The following is a 17,971-nucleotide window of genomic DNA, read 5'->3' as shown; positions in this document are numbered from 1 at the left end:
GTCGATCTTTCACCGAAGCACTGCTTCCGCCTGATTGAAAGCTTCCCTGGGTTTTCATGCTCGCTGATCGAGCCAAGGCTGAAAAGCAAAGGCCGGGCTTCGCGGCCGGCCTTTCCCTCAAAAAGTAGCTTTGCCTATTTGCACTTGGCGATCGACGTCAGTGCCGCCGAAATGCCCTTCAGCGAGAAGACATAGCTGGTCGGGTTGCCGCGGCCGGACTTGGCCGTCACCTTCATGTCGGTGCCGGTCTTCATGGCGGCGATCAGCACCGGCTCCTCGGCGGCGTTCTCGACCCAGGCCGACTTGCCGCGCGTGAACATCGAGAAGGTCTTCTTGTCGATGGTGACGGTGGCCTTGGAGCCATCCTGGAAGTTGTAGCCGGCAATGAATTGCGGCTCGTAGGAAACTTGCTGGCCAGGCCGCTGGCTGACGAAGAAGAACATGTCGCCATGGTCGAGCGTCGGCGGCTGCTTGTTGGTCGGCACGGTCAGGACATAGCAGACCTTGCCGCCCGATGCCTGGTAGCTGTAGGTGCCCCAGGCATTGTGCTGGCCGATCTTGGTCGCCGACTGCGCCAGTGCCGGCGCTGCCACGGCCACCAGGACCAGGCTCGAAACTAGTGCAATCAATCCGCGCATCGCTTTTCCCGTATTCCAACTGGTGCGGAGGCAGGCCGGCTTGGCGTCCTGCCCGTCGCTTCATTTTGATTTAATCTGGGTTACCAAACGGTGAATTTCCTTTGAGAAAAGGACCCTCACCCGAGGAAACCGCCGCCATTCCCGCGCCGCCGCCCTCTCAGCGGGTGGCGCGACGTCCCTTCGGCGACTTGGAGGCCACGAAAGCGGCAAGAGTTTGACTTTTCAAACCAGGTCCTCCAGCCATCCTGGCTTCCGAGACGCGTGACGAATTTCCCTCCAGCCGGTAGGATGCCTGCGTTCGTTTCCAAGGTGCTCGGCCCAGGCGCCTCATTGGCGGCGTATGGGAGATACGATCATGGCCTTTTCCGAGACAGTCCTGATCCTGGCGGGCGGCACCGTCGTTCTGTTGATCGGGTTCGGCATTCGTGTTGCCATGCGGGCGGTGACCGACGCCGCTGCGGCGGTGCCGCGATCGGATGGCAGGGAGGCTACAGGCGGACCGGGCGCGCCCGACGTGGCCGGAGTCATTGCGCTGCCACCTTTGATTTTTCTTGGCTTCCTGGCGGCGGCTGCGGTCCTAGAGACGGTCATTCCGCTCCCGGCCCTGGCCGCGCAGGCGCCCGCCCGCTATCTGAGCGGTGCCGTGCTCGCGGCGTGCGGCTTCGGCATCATCTTCATGGCGGCGGGGCGCTTTCGCGCCGCAGGCACCAACATTCCGCCGACCCTGCCGACGACGGCCCTGGTCGTCGACGGCATCTACCGGCGAACCAGGAACCCGTTTTATCTGGGAGCGACCCTTGTCTATTTGGGCCTGGGCGTCGCGGCGGGAAGTTTTTGGGCCATCGGGCTGGTCGTCCCGTTGCTGTGGGTGATCAATACCGGCGTCATCGCGCGGGAAGAGCGTTATCTGGAGCGGAAATTCGGCGATACCTATCGTGCCTACAAGGCGCGAGTGCGGCGGTGGATTTGACCGGCCGCGGCACCGAGACTCGTGCCACCCTTTGCGCCGCACCGGCTCAGCCCTTGTCGGCGATGGCGTCCTTGGCGGCCTGCCGGTGCGCCGGGGTGATGTGGGCGCTGACGGCGGTGATCGCGGCGGTGAGCACGGCGATGTCGTCGGTGAAGCCGAGCCCGAGGACGAAGTCGGGGATGACGTCTACCGGCAGGACGAAATAGCCGAGCGCGGCCAGCAAGACGCCCTTGGCGCGCAGCGGCGTGTTCTTGTCCATGGCGCAGTAATAGGCGGCCACGACCTCTTCCATGAAGGGGATCTGACGCGCGGCCTTCTTAGCCGTGCGCCAGAATTTCTCGCGCACTTCGTTCTCGTCGCCGAGCTTGCCGCCAAAGCCGAAGAAATCAAAACCGGAATGTTGCGCCATCAGTCTCTCCTTGCAGGGGCGCATGCGCATCCCGGCGCATGCCCGCGAGCGAAAATGTGGTGAAACCCGACCCCCACTGCAAGATGCCGGCGCCGATTTGGGTTTGCTGCCGTGTCGCCGACGTTGCGATACCCGGGGCGATAGCGGGCTTCAACTGCCGGCAAAGCGGTTCATCTTCTTCGCCAGATCGATATCGAGCGCGGTGACGCCGCCGGCATCGTGGGTGTTCAGCGTCACGTCGACGGTCTTGTAGACATTTGACCAGTCGGGATGATGGTCCATCTTCTCGGCGGCAAGCGCGACGCGGGTCATGAAGGCGAAAGCCTCGGAGAAATTCGCGAAGGTGAATGTGCGCTTGATGGAGGCGCCGTCCGCCGCCGGTGCCCAGCCTTCAAGCCCGACCAACGCGGCGGCGATTGCGTCCTTGCCCAGTTTCTCTCTCGTCATGTCAGCTTCCCGTGCTATTTCCAAAATGACTCTCACCATAGTGCATGTCGCCCAAAAGTGCGTTGCGGTTTTGGGATAACGACATGCACAAAACAAATCCGGATCGATGAGCGCGAAGCCCATAAATTCCATTCTCTTCGTCTGCCTCGGCAACATCTGCCGGTCGCCGCTGGCGGAAGGTGTCTTTCGCGCCGTTTGGGCGGAGCACGGGTCGGACCGGGATATCCTGCTCGATTCAGCGGCGACCAGTGGCTGGGAGGTCGGCTCTGCCCCGGACCCACGCTCGATCGCGGTTGCGGTGCGCCACGGCCTCGACATTTCCGGACAGAGGGCGCGCAAGATCACGCCGCAGGATTTCTCCCGCTTCGACCTGATCCTCGGCATGGACCGGTCGAATGTCGCCGACTTGAAAGCACTGGCGCCGGCAGCCATGCGCGACCGGGTGCAACTGTTCCTGGAATTCGCACACGGCAAGGCAGCTGACGTGCCGGACCCCTATTATGACGGAGCGGAAGCCTTCGCTTCGGTCTACCGCATGATCCGCGAGGCGTCGGAGGCGCTGGCGACAAGGCTGGGGGCGCGGGCGTCCGTGCCCGACAGCGGCCAGGCTTCCTCGACGATGTAGGGGCCGCCGCCGACCGAATCGCGCGACGACATCAGCACGAAACGGCCAATGCGAAACGGCAGCGTCGAGAAATTGCCACGTGCCGACAGATACTGGGCGACGTCCAGTGGGGTCGAATTGCGTAGCCTTGCAAGTGTGACATGCGGCATGAACTTGCGCGGGTCGGCGGGGATGCCGAGCCGTTGGCAGATGCGGTCGATCTCGCCCTGAAGGGCGGCAAGATCGGGCGAGGCGGAAGCGCCGGCCCACACCGCGTGCGGTTTCTTCTGGCCGAAAGCACCGACGCCGGACAAGGTCAGCGAGAAGGAAGGGCGGTGGACGCGGTCGAGCGCGTTGGCGATCTCGTCGGCGACATGGCCTGGGACATCGCCGATGAAGCGCAGCGTCAAATGGTAGTTCTCGACGTCGATCCAGCGGGCGCCTGGCAGGCCGCCCCGCAGCAGGGACAGCGAAAGGGCGGCGTCACGCGGTATTTCGAGGGCGGTGAAAAGACGCGGCATGAAGAGCCTCCCTTCCTCGAATCGAACTGTACCCATAGCGAATCATCGATAGTCAAATGGGGCAAGATGTTTGTTGGTCACAGTCATTGTAAAAAGTTTCCCCAACGGAAACAGCTTCAGTCCCGCCTTACGAACCGCCCGGCACCGCCGCGATGGCCTTCTCGACCGTCGGCAGGATGCGTTCGACTATCTGGTCGACGCCCTGCGGGTTCGGATGCAAGCCGTCCTCGAGCTGCATGCCAGGCTGGCCGGCGACGCCGTCGAGAAAGAACGGGTAGAGCGCAACGTCGTATTTCCTGGCCAGGTCCGGAAAGATGGCGTCGAAGGCGTTCTGGTAGTCGGGGCCGAGATTGGGTGCGGCGCGCATGCCGGCCAAAAGCACGGCAATCTTGCGCTCCTTCAGTCCGCCCAGCATGTCGTCGAGATTCTTTTTGGTGATGTCGGGCGAAACACCGCGCAGCATGTCGTTGGCGCCGAGTTCGAGGATGACCAGTTGCGTGCCGTCTGGCACCGACCAGTCGAGCCGCGCCAGGCCGCCACTCGTCGTGTCGCCGGAGACGCCTGCATTGGCGACGGTCACATCATGGCCCTTGGCGCCGAGCGCTGCCTGCAGCCTGTCGGTAAAGCCCTGGTCCGGCCCAAGGCCGAAGCCCGCCATCAGGCTGTCACCGAAGCCGACGATCTTGAACGGCTCGGCACGCGCCGACGACATGGCGCCGCAAATGGCGAGGAAAACCATCAAGCCTGCGGCAATACTGCGTTTGAAAGACATGCGGCAGGCCCCATATGAGCAAGGAATTCTTCCGGCGACGGCTTCCGGCAAGCAGAGCCTTCATCCTCCATATAGGACGCTTTCATTTTGACAGAAGCCGTCATCGCGCTGAAAGACGTATCCCTGACCCTCGGCGAAGGGGCCTCTTCCGTCCACGTGCTGAAGGGCGTCAGCCTCGATGTGGCGGCTGGCGAGGCGACCGGCATCGTCGGGCCTTCGGGCTCCGGCAAGTCGACATTGCTGATGGTTCTGGCAGGCCTGGAAAGGGTCGATTCGGGTACGGTCCGAATCGCCGGCGAGCTGCTCAACGGCAAAAACGAGGACCAGATTGCTTCGTTTCGCGGCCGAAACATTGGCATTGTGTTCCAGTCCTTCCATCTCATTCCCAACATGACGGCGCTCGAAAATGTCGCGGTGCCGCTGGAGCTGGCCGGCCATGCCGATCCGTTTTCGGTGGCGGCGCGCGAGCTGGCGGCGGTTGGCCTCAGTGACCGTGTCACCCACTATCCCGGCGAATTGTCGGGCGGCGAGCAGCAGCGCGTGGCGATCGCCCGCGCATTGGCGCCGTCGCCGCGCATTCTGATCGCCGACGAGCCGACCGGCAATCTCGACCAGGCGACGGGGCGGCAGGTCGCCGACCTTCTATTCGCCAAGGCGGCCGAGCGCGGCATGACGCTGGTGCTGGTCACCCATGATCCGGCGCTTGCGGCACGCTGTTCGCGCCAGGTTTCGATGCGGTCGGGACGGATCGAGGATGCGCCCTTGCTTAAAGTGACGGCGTAGAGCCATGACGCAAAAGACACCCTCATCCGGCCCTTCGGGCCACCTTCTCCCCGCTGGGGAGAAGAGGCAGGCACCGGCGCTGGCGACCTCTTCTCCCCTCGGGGAGAAGGTGGCCGCGAAGCGGCCGGATGAGGGGGCTGGCTGGTCGCGTACCATTTCACTCGCTGTCCGCTTTTCGCTGCGCGAGATGCGCGGCGGCCTGTCCGGCTTCCTGATCTTCCTCGCCTGCATTGCGCTCGGCGTCGCGGCCATTGGCGGCGTCAACTCGGTGGCGCGTTCGATCACCGCCGGCGTCGCCAATCAGGGCCAGACGCTGCTTGGCGGCGATCTTCGCTTCCAGATCAACCAGCGTGACGCTAGCCAGGCCGAACGCGGTTTCCTTAATGGGCTGGGCGAGATTTCGCGCACCGCCAGCATGCGCTCGATGGCGCGTCTCGCCGACGGAACCGACCAGGCGCTGGTCGAGGCCAAGGCGGTCGACCATGCCTATCCGCTCTACGGCACGCTGGAGACCGAGCCCGTACTGTCGAAGCAGGAACTGTTCGGCGAAGAGTTCGGCGTTTTTGGCGCCGCGGCTCCCGACCTGCTGTTCGAGCGGCTGCATCTTAAGCTCGGCGACCGGCTGAAGCTCGGCACCGCCACCTTCGAACTGCGCGCCAGGCTGGTCACCGAACCGGACGCTGTGTCCGACGGTTTCGGCTTCGCGCCAAGGCTGATGATCTCGACCGAAGGGCTGGCGGCCACCGGACTGATCCAGCCGGGCAGCCTGGTCGAGAATGCCTACAAGATCCGGCTGCCGGCCGAAGCCGACGAGGCAAGGCTGAAGGCCATCCAGGATCAGGCGGCCAGTGATTTTCCGGAAGCCGGCTGGTCGATCCGCACGCGCAGCAACGCGGCCCCGGCGCTGTCGTCCAACATCGAACGCTTCTCGCAGTTCCTGACCCTGGTCGGGCTGACGGCGCTGGTGGTCGGCGGCGTCGGCGTCGCCAATGCGGTGCGCGCCTATCTCGACGGCAAGCGTGGCGTCATTGCCACCTTCAAGAGCCTGGGCGCTTCGGGCGGCTTCGTCTTTGTCGTCTATCTGGTGCAGATCCTGATCATCGCCGCTCTCGGCATCGTGCTCGGCCTGGTGCTGGGCGCGCTGATGCCGTTCGCGGCTAGTGCCGCACTCCAATCTGTCATCCCGGTTCCAGCGGAAGGCGGCTTCTATCCCGGCGCGCTCGGCATGGCGGCGCTGTTCGGCCTGCTGGTGACGCTGGCCTTCGCGCTGCTGCCGCTCGGCCGCGCCCGCGACGTGCCGGCGACCGCGTTGTTTCGCGAGATGGGGCTGGAAGGCCGCGGCTTCCCGCGTCCCGTCTATATCGCGGCGGCGGTTGGCATCGCGCTGTTGCTGGCGGCGCTGGCAATTTTGTTCTCGGGCGACCAGCGCATCGCCTCGATCTTCGTCGGCGCCACCATCTTCGCTTTCCTGGTGCTGCGCCTTGTCGGTGCATTGGTGCAATGGGTGGCGAAAAAGAGCCCGCGTGTGCGCTTCGTGGCGCTGCGGCTCGCGGTCGGCAACATCCATCGGCCAGGCGCCTTGACGCCATCGGTGGTGCTGTCGCTGGGGCTCGGGCTGACGCTGCTGGTGACGCTGGCGCTGATCGACGGCAATCTGCGGCGGCAGATCTCCGGCAGCCTGCCGGAGCGGGCACCGAACTTCTTCTTCGTCGACATCCAGAGCAGTGATGTCGATTCTTTCTCCGCGCTGATCGGCAAGGAGGCACCGCAGGGAGCGCTGGCCAAGGTGCCGATGCTGCGCGGCCGGGTGATGGCGCTGAACGGCGTCGATGTCGACAAGGTGAAGGTGCCGGCGGAAGGCAACTGGGTGCTGAAGGGCGATCGCGGGCTGACCTATGACGCCAGGCAACCGGAGAACGCGACGCTGACCGAGGGCAACTGGTGGCCGGACAATTATAGCGGCGAGCCGCTGGTCTCGTTTTCGGCGGTGGAAGGCAAAGAGATCGGGATGAAGCTCGGCGACACCATCACCGTCAATGTTCTCGGTCGCAATGTCACGGCCAGGATCGCCAATTTCCGTCAGGTCGAATGGGAGACGATGGGCATCAATTTCGTCATGGTGTTCTCGCCCAACACATTTGCAGGCGCGCCGCACGGCTGGATGGCGACGCTGACCGAAAAGAATGCCTCGACGGCCGACGATGCCCGTATCCTCAATGCCGTCACCCGCGCTTTCCCAGCGGTGACGACGGTCCGGGTCAAGGATGCGCTCGAAATCGTCAACCGGCTGGTGGGGCAGCTTGGCACGGCGATCCGCGCCGCGGCCGGCGTGGCGCTGATCGCTTCGGTGCTGGTGCTGGCCGGCGCGCTCGCCGCCGGCAACCGGGCGCGCATCCATGATGCGGTGGTGCTGAAGACGCTTGGCGCTACGCGCAGGACGCTGATATCAGCCTTCTCGCTCGAATACATGCTGATCGGGCTCGCCACCGCGATCTTCGCGCTGGCGGCGGGCAGTGCCGCTGCCTGGTTCGTCGTTGCCCGCATCATGACATTGCCGTCGCATTTCATGCCCGAGGTGGCGGTGGCGACCATTCTGTTTTCGCTGGTGATCACGGTCGGCATCGGCCTCGCCGGCACCTGGCGGGTGCTCGGCCACAAGGCAGCACCGGTGCTGCGCAACCTCTGAGTCCCGCGTGAGTCCTGTGTCGGCGGCCGACATTTTGGTTAAATCGGCGTAATGTTGCGCTGCAAAAGGCCGGAAAACCGGACCACTGGTATCTCACGAAGCATTACACCCGGTTACGGTCTTGTTCTTGACGCGAATAACCATCATATTTCGCCACAGGCATGCTGGAGCCCTGCCAGCGGCGCCTGGGTCTGGAAGGACCTGACACCGGACGGGGCAGAAGCAAATAGAGGACTACAATGGCTGATCCCATTCGCAACTACCAGACGCGCGCCGTGCCCGGCGTCGGCGTCGGTGCTGACATCGATCAGGGCCTGCGCGCCTACATGATCAAGGTCTACAATCTGATGGGGCTTGGCCTCCTCATCACCGGTCTTGCCGCTGTCGGCACGATCATGCTTGCCACCACCACCGATCCGGCTTCGGCTGTCGCGACGCTGCCAAGCGGCGAGATGCTGACCTCGTTCGGCTACGCGATCTTCGGCTCGCCGCTGCGCTGGGTGGTGATGCTGGCACCGCTGGCCGCCGTGCTGTTCCTGTCGTTCCGCGTCCAGTCGATGAGCGTTTCGGCGGCGCAGACGACGTTTTGGGTCTATGCCGGCCTCGTCGGCCTGTCGCTGTCGTCGATCTTCCTGGTCTACACCACGGCCAGCATTTCGCAGACCTTCTTTGCCACCGCCGCGGCCTTCGGCGCACTGTCGCTCTACGGCTACACCACCAAGCGCGACCTGACCGCCTTCGGTTCGTTCCTGATCATGGGCGTGTTCGGCATCATCATCGCGTCGGTGATCAACATCTTCCTGCAGTCGTCGGCACTGTCCTTCGCCGTCTCGGCGCTCGGCGTGCTGATCTTCTCGGGCCTCACCGCCTATGACACGCAGAAGATCAAGGAGATGTATTTCGAGGGCGACGCTTCGGATGTCGCCGGCCGCAAGGCGATCATGGGCGCGCTGACGCTCTATCTCGACTTCATCAACCTGTTCATGTTCCTGCTGCAGTTCATGGGCGACCGTCGCTAGTTCCAGCAACGCTGGACCATCGAGTTCCAAAGGGCGGCCCAATGGCCGCCCTTTTCTTTTGCGCCGGTCTTTGCTGTTATTGCGAGCAGGGAAATGGCATGCATAAATTATGAGCAGTATTACGATTCGACCCGCGACGGTGACCGACCTCAACCGGATCACGGACATCTATGCCGACGCGGTGACCCAAGGCACGGCGAGCTACGAGCTGGAGCCACCCAGCCGCGCCGAGATGGGCGCCCGTTTCGACAGTTTGATGGCCGGCGGATTTCCTTATCTGGTGGCGGAAAAGGACGGCGCCGTTCTCGGCTACGCCTATGCCGGTGCCTTCCGGCCGCGCCCGGCCTATCGCTTCATCGTCGAGGATTCGGTCTATGTCGCGCCCTGGGCCAAGGGCCAGGGGGTCGGCTTGCTGCTGATGCAGCAGCTGATCGAGGCGGTGCGGGTCGCGGGCTTTCGCCAGGTCATCGCGGTGATCGGCGATGGCCGTCCCGACAGCGCCTCGGTGCGGCTGCACGAAAAGCTCGGCTTTCGCCATTCGGGACGCCTTGAAGGCTCCGGCTACAAGCACGGGCGCTGGTTGGATACGGTGTTCATGCAGCTGTCGCTGAATGGCGGGGCCTCGGCGCCGCCCGATCCCGAATCGCTGCCGGAGCGGAAGTTCCGCGAAGGCCTTGGAGGGAACTGAAGAATTGGGGAGTTGAAGAGCTGAAGAACAAAAGAAACAGCGGCTATATATGACGCTGAGGGCCTTTTCTTCAACTCATCAATTCTCCAGTTCTTCAATTCCCCCTGCTCTAGAGCGGGATGGGATTTGTAAGAGTCGTGGGATTCCCAAATCACCTTTGTTCTGATTCAACCTTCATACTGGAGGAGGCCAGTATGGATGGCAGGATATTCGATGGACCTTCGCGAGCGGGTTGTCGCCGCGGTTAAGACGGAAGGGCTCTCGCGGCGCGCCGCGGCGGCTCGATTTGGCGTCAGCTATAGCGCGGCCATTGCGTGGCTTAAGCGTGTTGAAGAGACTGGCAGTGCCGCGCCTCGCCAGGTGGGCGGCTACAAACCGAAGAAACTCTCGGGAGCGTGGCGCGACTGGCTGATCGAGCGCTGTCACGACGGGGACTTCACCTTGCGCGGCCTTGTGGCCGAGCTTGGTGAGCGTGGTCTGAAGGTCGACTACCGTTCGGTATGGGAGTTCGTGCATGCCGAGAAGCTCACTCACAAAAAAAGACGCTGATCGCCGCCGAACAGGATCGTCCCGATGTCGCGCGACGGCGGCTGCAGTGGACGAAGTATCGGGGCCGGATCGATCCCACGCGACTGGTCTTCATTGACGAGACCTGGACCAAGACCAACATGTCGCCGCTCAGGGGCTGGGCGCCGGTGGGCCAGCGCATCAAGGCCAAAGTGCCGCACGGCCACTGGAAGACCATGACCTTCCTGGCCGCGCTGCGCCACGATCGCGTCGATGCGCCTTGGCTGATCGATGGGCCGATCAACGGCGAGAGGTTCCTCCTCTATGTCGAGAAGGTTCTCGCGCCGACCCTCCAGCCGGGGGATATAGTCATCATGGACAATCTCGGCTCGCACAAAGGCAAGGCGGTGCGCCGCGCCATACGCGCCGCCGGCGCAAGGCTCTTCTTCCTGCCGAAATACTCGCCCGACCTCAATCCGATCGAGCAGCTCTTTTCAAAGCTCAAGCACTGGCTGAGAAAGGCCGCAAGCCGAACCGTCGAAGCCGTCTGCGACGCGATCGGCCAAACCCTCAATCGCGTCACACCGGCAGAGTGCTCACACTACTTCGAAAACTCCGGCTATGACCGAAACTAATCTCATCCCGCTCTAATTCCCCAGCTCAGGCCTCAACCACTTTCAGCTTGCTGTCAAAGATCCCAAGCACGCGGCCGAGCTCCTGGCCGCGCTTCAAGATGCGGCCGCCGGCGGCAATGACGGCAAAGGCGCCCTGCTTGCGGGCCAGTTTCGGATCCTTGACGATCTGGAACAGCGGCACTTCGCTGGTGCGGCGGAACACGGAAAACACAGCGCGGTCGGTGAGATGATCGATGGCGTAGTCACGCCATTCATTGGCGGCGACCATGCGCCCGTAGAGCCTGAGGATCTGATCCAACTCGCGCCGGTCGAACCGCACCGGCTGATCGAGGCGCTCGCGTCGCGCCTCGTGCAGCGGGATCAATATTGCGGATGCGTCCCCATCCCCCGTCCCGCTACCGTCATCGGTCATGCCTCGATCCTTCAAAATGAATCTTTGCCACCCAAAGTTGGCGTGTTCGCGGCTGAATTGCAAGACCCGGCGAAGCAGGGCTGCGCCGCGCTGTTTCCGCGACGTCCAGTCACTTTTATGAAACGCCCTGTTGGAATTGGTGATGCTTCGCCACATTTCTGCCTTTTTTTATCCGCGCTCATGCCCCAATGTCCGACGAATTTACCGGCGTTGCCTGAGACGGTTCGGTCCGGCACCGGCTCGTAAACCCCAAGCCCCCCGCCCACGGGTCTGCGTCGGATCGAACCAACCTCGGCTCTTCCTCGGAAGAACTGGGTGCGACGATCCCAAAACCTAAATGACCGACGTCAGAAGCAAGCTGACGTCGGTTTTTTCATGTCTGTTGAGTCGGGTGCGGTTTTTCACCGAGCGTCGCGTCCCCTCACCCGGATTGCCAACCGAATTGCGAAGCGGCAATTCGGGACAATCCGACCTCTCCCCGAGGGGAAAGGAGATCGCGGCGGCGCTTTACCTCTTCGCCCTCGGGGCGAAGGTGGCCGCGAAGCGGCCGGATGAGGGGGCCTCTCTCATCTGCGGTCCTAGCGAAGATGAGGGGCGACGCGGACGCCCCGTTACGGCTTGTGAATGAAGGCGGCGCCCAGAATGGGGCCGGGCATGCCGTCCTTGCCGACCGACTGCAGCAGCACGGCGCAGCCGCCCTTCTTGGCAATCTCGCTCATCGGCAGTTCGTAGCGCTGCGCCTTGCCGTGCCACATGCCGGCGGTCTGGATGCCGGTGACCGCATTCCAGTAGGTCATCTTGCGGCCGGTGTTCTCGCCCTCGCCGATCTTGACCGTCTGCGGCGGATCGAAATAGACGATGACGACGTGGGCATCGCTGGGGCCGTTGCCGGCATCGCCGGCGTCGATCATCACGCGGTCGCTGGTGCGGCTGACCTTGATGGCGACGCGCATGCCTTCGCCGCTCTTTGCCATGCGGGCGAGCGCGCCATCGACCTCGCCGCGGCTGGCGCCGTTGACGTGGACGCGGCCGTTGATGACGGCCTGCGGCGTATAGACGGAGCGGCTGCCGAAGGCGCGCATATAGTCATATTGCCGTTCGGTGTTCTCCTTGCGGCTCAGCGTGTCCTGCCAGCCGAGATAGTCCCAGTAGTCGACATGATAGGCGAGCGCGACGATGTCTTCCTTGGCGACAAGTTCGGCGAACAACGCATCGGCCGGCGGACAGGAATTGCAGCCCTGGCTGGTGAACAGCTCGACCACGCCCAATGGTCTTTCGAGCTGAGGCTTGTTGGCCTGGGCTCGGTCGGGCTCGCCAGCATGGCCGGCGTCGGCAAACGCCGAGAAGGCCAGCGCACAGGCTGCCAGCCACAATGATTTTCGCGAGGCCATGGCCATTCCGATTCCCGCCGGTGGTGCCGGCTTTATCTTGATTGCTGAAATATGTGGCAGAACCGGAAGTCAACGGGAAGTCACGTTGCGGTGAAATTTTGCCATTGCAGCCGACCGCAACGGCGCAATAGGAGAAAGTCTGCGCTTCAGGATAGAAACCGATTCGGGCGGCAATCACGATGTGGCAAACTCTTTTGGCGCCGGTCGACCTCTATTGCGAGCGGACCGGGCCGGAATTCTGGTCCGAGCCGGTCAACGCCCTGACGAACCTCGCCTTCATCGCCGCCGGCCTGTGGGGCGTGCGCGAGGTGCGGAGGCTGGGCACCGGCACCTTCGCCGAGGTACTGGCTTGGTGGGTGGTGGCGATCGGCATCGGCTCGACGTTCTTCCACACCTTTGCCACCAAGGGCACGGTCTGGGCCGATGTGCTGCCGATCGCCGGCTTCACGCTGGCTTACACGCTGTTCAATCTGCGCCGCTTCCTCGGCATGCGATGGGGCAAGGCGATCGCCATCTTCATTGCCTTCTACGTGATTGCCGGGGTGATAACCCTGGCCGTGCCGGACTGGCTGCGCCAGGCGTCGAACGGCACGACGGGCTATCTGCCGCCGTTCCTTGCGCTCGCCTTCTTCGGCGCGCTGGTGGCGGCCAGCGGCAATCGCGCCGGCTGGTACAATCTGGCGGGATCGGCGATCTTCGTCGTGTCCGTCATCTGCCGGATGATCGACCCGGTGGTCTGCGGCAGCTTCCCGCTCGGCACGCACTTCCTCTGGCACATCCTCAACGGCCTGATGCTCGGCGTGCTTCTGGCGGCAGCAGCGCGCTTTGGGGCGCCGAAATCAGGGCAGTAGGCAGTAGGCAGTAGGCAGTAGGCAGTAGGCAGTAGGCAGTAGGGGTCTCTATTCCCTACTGCCTACTCCCTATTCCCTACGCAGCCAGATCGCGCAGCACGTATTGCAGGATGCCGCCGTTCTTGAAGTAGTCGAGCTCGTCCAGCGTATCGATGCGGCAGATGATCGGCACGTTCTCCACAGTGCCGTCGCCATAGGTGACCTTGGCGATCATCGTCTGGCGCGGCTTGATCGTGCTCAGTCCGTCGATCTCGACCAGCTCGTCACCTTTGAGATTGAGCGTGGCCCAGGAAGTGCCGTCCTCGAAGACGAAGGGGATGACGCCCATGCCGACCAGGTTCGAGCGATGGATGCGCTCGAAGGACTGGGCGATGACCGCGCGGACACCAAGGAGATTCGTTCCTTTGGCCGCCCAGTCGCGCGACGAGCCGTTGCCGTATTCGACGCCGGCGAAGATGACCAGCGGCACGCCTTCCTTCTTGTATCCCATCGCCGCGTCGTAGATCGATTCCTCTTCCTTCGACGGGTAGTGGATGGTGTAGCCGCCCTCGCGGCCGTTCTCACCCAGCATGTGGTTGCGGATGCGGATGTTGGCGAAGGTGCCGCGCATCATCACCTCGTGATTGCCGCGCCGTGTGCCGTACTGGTTGAAGTCGGCGACGCCGACGCCGTGGTCGGTGAGGTATTTTCCCGCCGGTGAGGCCGCCTTGATCGATCCGGCCGGCGAAATGTGGTCGGTGGTGATCTTGTCGCCGAACAGGCCAAGCACGCGGGCGCCCTTGATGTCGCTGATCTTGCCGAAACCTGATGTCATGCCGGCGAAATAGGGCGGGTTCTGCACATAGGTCGAATTGTCGTCCCAGGCATAGGTCTGGCCTTCCGGCGCCTTGACGTTCTGCCAGTATTCGTCGCCCTTGAAGACGTCGGCATATTTGCGGGCGAACAGCTCGCGAGTGACATTCTTCTCGATGAACTCCTGGATCTCGGCCGAGCTTGGCCAGATATCCTTGAGGTAGACGGGGTTGCCGTTCTTGTCGTCGCCGAGCGGTTCCGTGGTGAGGTCCCTGGTGACGGTGCCGGCTAGCGCGTGCGCCACGACCAGCGGCGGTGACGCCAAATAGTTCGCCTGCACATCCGGAGAGACACGGCCTTCGAAATTGCGGTTGCCGGACAAGACCGCGGCGGCGATCAAGCCCTTGTCGTTGATGGTCTTCGAGATCGGCGCCGGCAGCGGGCCGGAATTGCCGATGCAGGTGGTGCAGCCGAAGCCGACCAGGTTGAAGCCGATCTGGTCGAGCTCCTTCTGCAGGCCGGATTTCTCCAGATATTCGGCCACCACCTGGCTGCCGGGGGCCAGCGAGGTCTTCACCCACGGTTTCTGCTTCAAACCGAGGCGGTTGGCGTTGCGGGCCAAAAGGCCGGCGCCGATCAGCACGCTCGGGTTCGAGGTGTTGGTGCAGGAGGTGATGGCGGCGATCACGACATCGCCATGGCCGAGGTCATGGTCTGTGCCTTCGACGGCATAGCGCTTGGAGATTTCGGCGGCCTTCTTGTATTCGGTCTCCATCGCCTTGGCGAAGCCTTCCGGAATGCCTTCCAGCGCGACGCGGCCCTCGGGCCGCTTGGGGCCGGCCATCGACGGCACGACCGAGCCAAGTTCCAGTTCGAGCAGGTCGGTGAACACCGGGTCGGCCGAGCCGGTGTCGCGCCACAACCCTTGCGCCTTGGAATAGGCCTCGACCAGCGCGATGCGGTCCTCGCTGCGGCCCGACATTGTGAGATAGCGGATGGTTTCCGAATCGACCGGGAAGAAGCCGCAGGTGGCGCCATATTCGGGCGCCATGTTGCCGATGGTGGCGCGGTCGGCCAGGGTCATGTTGGACAGGCCCGGGCCGAAGAATTCGACGAACTTGCCGACGACGCCCTTCTTGCGCAGCATCTGGGTGACGGTCAGCACGAGGTCGGTGGCGGTGACGCCTTCCTTGAGCCTGCCGGTGAGGCGGAAGCCGATGACCTCAGGCAAAAGCATGGAGACGGGCTGGCCGAGCATGGCCGCCTCGGCCTCGATACCGCCGACGCCCCAGCCGAGCACGCCAAGGCCGTTGATCATGGTGGTGTGCGAATCGGTGCCGACGCAGGTGTCGGGATAGGCTGTGGTTTCGCCGTCCTCGGTGTTGGTCCACACCACCTGGCCGAGATATTCGAGGTTGACCTGGTGGCAGATGCCGGTGCCGGGCGGCACGACGCGGAAATTGCGGAAGGCCTGCTGGCCCCATTTCAGGAACTTGTAGCGTTCCTCGTTGCGCTCGTATTCGAGCTCGACATTGCGGGCGAAGGCCATCGGCGTGCCGAATTCATCGACGATGACGGAATGGTCGATAACGAGGTCGACGGGCACCAGCGGGTTGATCTTCTGCGGATCGCCGCCGAGCGAGGCCATGGCGTCGCGCATGGCGGCAAGGTCGACCACCGCCGGAACGCCGGTGAAATCCTGCATCAACACGCGGGCCGGGCGATAGGCGATCTCGACGCCGGCGGTGCCCTTGTCGGTCAGCCAGCCGGCCACCGCCTGGATCGATTCCTTGGTGACGGAGCGGCCGTCCTCGTTGCGCAGCAGGTTCTCCAGCAGCACCTTCATCGAATAGGGCAGCTGGGAGATGCCGGTGAGGCCGTTCTTCTCGGCCTCGATGAGGTCGAAATAGGCATACTCGGCGCCGCTTGCGGTCAGCGTGCGGCGGCAATTGAAACTGTCGAGGGATTTTGACACGTGCGATCCGTCCTTGTCTGTTCAGCCTGAAAGGGAACGGACGCCGATGGCATGCAATCACGCGCAAAGGTGCGGGTACGGCCATTTCCGCTGTCCGTTCCCAAGCAACCCGAGCCGTTCAAGGCGGCGCGTGCGCTGGTTCGGCGCTAATTCTGTTCCCGCGCCGACCGCTGGCACGGATGCACCGCATATAGAGAATTTTCTGGAATAGTTCTAGACAGTTGGAAAGCAAATTTGTGCGATGCGGCAGCTGCCGCGGCACGTGGTTTCCAGGGCAGGCGAGGGATGCGGCTGATCGCCGAAAATCTGGGCGGCGAACGCGGCGGCGACACGGTGTTTTGCGGCATCGGCTTTGCCCTGGAGGACGGGCAGGCGCTTGTCGTCACCGGGCCGAATGGATCCGGCAAATCGACCTTGCTGCGGGTCATTGCCGGGCTGCTTCCGGTGGCGGAAGGCAGGGTGAAGATTGAAGACGTTATGAAACTTGAAGACGGGGGCGAGGCGTTTCCGTCGATCGCGTCGGCCTGCCACTATCTCGGCCACCAGAACGCGATGAAGCCAGCGCTCAGCGTGGCGGAGAACCTGCGCTTCTGGCGCGACTTCAACGGCCATGGACAGCTGGACGTCGAAGAGGCGCTTGAAACGGTCGGGCTTGGCGGCATCGGCCACCTGCCGTTCGGCTATCTGTCGACCGGGCAGCGGCGCCGCGCGGCGATCGCCAAGCTTTTGGTCAGCCACCGGCCGCTGTGGTTGCTGGATGAGCCGACGGCCGGGCTGGACAAGGCTTCGGAGGGGCGATTCGCGGGGTTGATGACGAGGCATTGCGGAGACGGAGGGATGATTGTCGCTGCGACGCATCTGCCGCTTGGGATCGAGGGGATGGAGTTGAGGATGGGGGAAACGGATTGATGTCGGTGCGAGGCACCCCCCTCTGGCCTGCCGGCCATCTCCCCCGCAAGGGGGGAGATTTGCAGCTCATGCGTTCCGCCAGCCTTCCAACATTGGAGATTGGCGAAGGTCGTGGCGGCATCCAATCTCCCCCCTTGCGGGGGAGATGGCCGGCAGGCCAGAGGGGGGTGCCTGGGCGAAGGCATCTCATACCATGCTAGCCCTCTTCCTGCGCGACATCCGCCTCAACATCCGTGCCGGCGGCGGCGCGCTTACCGGCGTGATCTTCTTTCTTGCCGTCATTGCCACCATCCCGTTCGGTGTCGGGCCGGACCTGAAGCTGCTTGCCCGCATCGGGCCGGCGATCCTGTGGATCGGTGCGCTGCTGTCCTGCCTGCTCGGCCTCGATCGGCTGTTCCAGGCCGACCGCGAGGACGGCTCGCTCGATCTGCTGGTGCTCGGCAACGACCGCCACATGTTGGCGCTTACAGTGCTGACGAAATGCCTGGCGCATTGGGCGGGCAGCGTTTTGCCGCTGGTCATCGCCGCGCCCTTGCTCGGGCTGTTCATGAACATGGAGCCGCTCGGCATCGGCGCCACGGCGCTGACGCTGCTGGTCGGGACGCCAGCAATCACCTTCATCGGCGCCGCCGGTGCCGCGGTGGCGGTGGCGCTGCCGCGCGGCGGGCTGCTGATCTCGGTGCTGGTGCTGCCGCTGACCATTCCGGTGTTGATCTTCGGCGTTTCGGCGAGCTATGGCGCGACCGCCAATCCCGATCCGTTTTTGCAGCCCTTCCTCATTCTTGCCGCGCTGACCCTGTTTCTTGCAGTGCTGGGTCCGGTCTCGGCGGCGCTGGCGCTGCGCCATGGCACGGATTGAGGCGGCCGCATGAGTTCGATGGCCGCGGCGCGGCGGCGATTGCGAAGCCGGCGGCGCGAGGTTAAGGGAAGGCATGTCTGGACTGGGTGAAATGATCGGTTTG

General features: G+C 63.6%; 18 protein-coding genes. 10 read left to right on the top strand and 8 right to left on the bottom strand.

Translation table 11 applies throughout. From position 1 onward, the window contains the following. Positions 1-134 precede the first annotated feature (134 nt). Positions 135-638 (bottom strand): invasion associated locus B family protein, encoded by a 504-nt coding sequence (locus tag ACFOJ9_RS32665; RefSeq protein WP_378985335.1) that lies wholly within the window; start codon positions 636-638, stop codon positions 135-137. A gap of 355 nt (positions 639-993) precedes the next feature. Between ACFOJ9_RS32665 and ACFOJ9_RS32660 the strand changes: the two genes are divergently transcribed. Continuing rightward, positions 994-1,608, top strand: coding sequence for a methyltransferase family protein (locus ACFOJ9_RS32660; RefSeq protein ID WP_378985333.1), 615 nt, complete (start codon positions 994-996; stop codon positions 1,606-1,608). 46 nt (positions 1,609-1,654) lie between these two features. Here ACFOJ9_RS32660 and ACFOJ9_RS32655 read toward each other — a convergent pair whose 3' ends face one another. Together ACFOJ9_RS32655 and ACFOJ9_RS32650 are read right to left on the bottom strand one after the other, a co-directional pair. Further along, complete coding sequence (locus ACFOJ9_RS32655) at positions 1,655-2,017, bottom strand: YkvA family protein (RefSeq protein WP_378985331.1); 363 nt, start codon at positions 2,015-2,017, stop codon at positions 1,655-1,657. A 150-nt stretch (positions 2,018-2,167) separates the two neighbouring features. Further along, positions 2,168-2,464, bottom strand: coding sequence for a 4a-hydroxytetrahydrobiopterin dehydratase (locus tag ACFOJ9_RS32650; RefSeq protein ID WP_378985329.1), 297 nt, complete (start codon positions 2,462-2,464; stop codon positions 2,168-2,170). Positions 2,465-2,570: 106 nt separating this feature from the next. Here ACFOJ9_RS32650 and ACFOJ9_RS32645 point away from each other — a divergent pair, with 106 nt between their 5' ends. Continuing rightward, entirely contained in the window at positions 2,571-3,089 is a 519-nt protein-coding gene (locus tag ACFOJ9_RS32645) for a low molecular weight protein-tyrosine-phosphatase (protein WP_378985327.1), read from the top strand. Here ACFOJ9_RS32645 and thpR read toward each other — a convergent pair. After that, positions 2,993-3,589, bottom strand: coding sequence for an RNA 2',3'-cyclic phosphodiesterase (thpR, locus tag ACFOJ9_RS32640; RefSeq protein ID WP_378985325.1), 597 nt, complete (start codon positions 3,587-3,589; stop codon positions 2,993-2,995). The two genes, ACFOJ9_RS32645 and thpR, sit on opposite strands and share 97 nt — an antisense overlap. 127 nt (positions 3,590-3,716) lie before the next feature. After that, positions 3,717-4,361: an arylesterase gene (locus ACFOJ9_RS32635; protein WP_378985323.1), complete on the bottom strand. Its 645-nt coding sequence runs from the start codon at positions 4,359-4,361 to the stop codon at positions 3,717-3,719. An 87-nt stretch (positions 4,362-4,448) separates the two neighbouring features. Between ACFOJ9_RS32635 and ACFOJ9_RS32630 the strand changes: the two genes are divergently transcribed. The 5 genes from ACFOJ9_RS32630 (at position 4,449) to ACFOJ9_RS32610 (ending at position 10,679) form a co-directional block, all read left to right on the top strand. Beyond that, on the top strand, positions 4,449-5,144 hold the full coding sequence (locus ACFOJ9_RS32630; RefSeq protein ID WP_378985321.1) for an ABC transporter ATP-binding protein: 696 nt from the start codon (positions 4,449-4,451) through the stop codon (positions 5,142-5,144). Between the two features lie 187 nt (positions 5,145-5,331). Continuing rightward, the gene (locus ACFOJ9_RS32625; RefSeq protein ID WP_378988205.1) at positions 5,332-7,830 is read left to right on the top strand and encodes an ABC transporter permease; all 2,499 of its coding nucleotides are present in this window, start codon (positions 5,332-5,334) and stop codon (positions 7,828-7,830) included. A 239-nt stretch (positions 7,831-8,069) separates the two neighbouring features. Next, positions 8,070-8,849, top strand: a complete 780-nt coding sequence (locus tag ACFOJ9_RS32620) for a Bax inhibitor-1/YccA family protein (protein WP_378985319.1) — start codon at positions 8,070-8,072, stop codon at positions 8,847-8,849. 109 nt (positions 8,850-8,958) lie between these two features. After that, a complete protein-coding gene (locus tag ACFOJ9_RS32615; protein ID WP_378985317.1) occupies positions 8,959-9,537 on the top strand; it encodes a GNAT family N-acetyltransferase in 579 nt (192 codons plus the stop codon). 198 nt (positions 9,538-9,735) lie between these two features. Then, positions 9,736-10,679, top strand: a protein-coding gene (locus ACFOJ9_RS32610; protein WP_378977816.1) for an IS630 family transposase whose coding sequence is annotated in 2 segments (ribosomal slippage) — positions 9,736-10,068 and positions 10,071-10,679 — 942 coding nt in all. Because the reading frame shifts where the segments join, the coding sequence is not laid out codon by codon here. A 25-nt stretch (positions 10,680-10,704) separates the two neighbouring features. On the opposite strand, the gene ACFOJ9_RS32605 is transcribed toward ACFOJ9_RS32610, so the two are convergent. Both ACFOJ9_RS32605 and ACFOJ9_RS32600 read right to left on the bottom strand, forming a co-directional pair. Continuing rightward, a complete protein-coding gene (locus ACFOJ9_RS32605) occupies positions 10,705-11,091 on the bottom strand; it encodes a DUF2794 domain-containing protein (protein WP_378985315.1) in 387 nt (128 codons plus the stop codon). Between the two features lie 611 nt (positions 11,092-11,702). Then, positions 11,703-12,488 (bottom strand): DUF1223 domain-containing protein, encoded by a 786-nt coding sequence (locus tag ACFOJ9_RS32600; protein ID WP_378985313.1) that lies wholly within the window; start codon positions 12,486-12,488, stop codon positions 11,703-11,705. A 173-nt stretch (positions 12,489-12,661) separates the two neighbouring features. Between ACFOJ9_RS32600 and ACFOJ9_RS32595 the strand changes: the two genes are divergently transcribed. Next, positions 12,662-13,333, top strand: a complete 672-nt coding sequence (locus ACFOJ9_RS32595; RefSeq protein WP_378985311.1) for a ceramidase domain-containing protein — start codon at positions 12,662-12,664, stop codon at positions 13,331-13,333. A gap of 76 nt (positions 13,334-13,409) precedes the next feature. Here ACFOJ9_RS32595 and acnA read toward each other — a convergent pair whose 3' ends face one another. Further along, a complete protein-coding gene (gene acnA, locus ACFOJ9_RS32590) occupies positions 13,410-16,100 on the bottom strand; it encodes an aconitate hydratase AcnA (RefSeq protein WP_378985309.1) in 2,691 nt (896 codons plus the stop codon). Positions 16,101-16,385: 285 nt separating this feature from the next. Between acnA and ccmA the strand changes: the two genes are divergently transcribed. Both ccmA and ccmB read left to right on the top strand, forming a co-directional pair. Further along, entirely contained in the window at positions 16,386-17,009 is a 624-nt protein-coding gene (gene ccmA, locus ACFOJ9_RS32585; RefSeq protein WP_378985307.1) for a heme ABC exporter ATP-binding protein CcmA, read from the top strand. Between the two features lie 193 nt (positions 17,010-17,202). Next, a complete protein-coding gene (gene ccmB, locus ACFOJ9_RS32580) occupies positions 17,203-17,868 on the top strand; it encodes a heme exporter protein CcmB (RefSeq protein WP_352866363.1) in 666 nt (221 codons plus the stop codon). Positions 17,869-17,971 lie beyond the last annotated feature (103 nt).

The sequence above is a fragment of the Mesorhizobium cantuariense genome (assembly GCF_042647205.1).
Classification (GTDB): domain Bacteria; phylum Pseudomonadota; class Alphaproteobacteria; order Rhizobiales; family Rhizobiaceae; genus Mesorhizobium; species Mesorhizobium cantuariense.
Note: the sequence above shows the minus strand (reverse complement) of the source record. Positions and strands in the feature narration are given on the sequence as shown.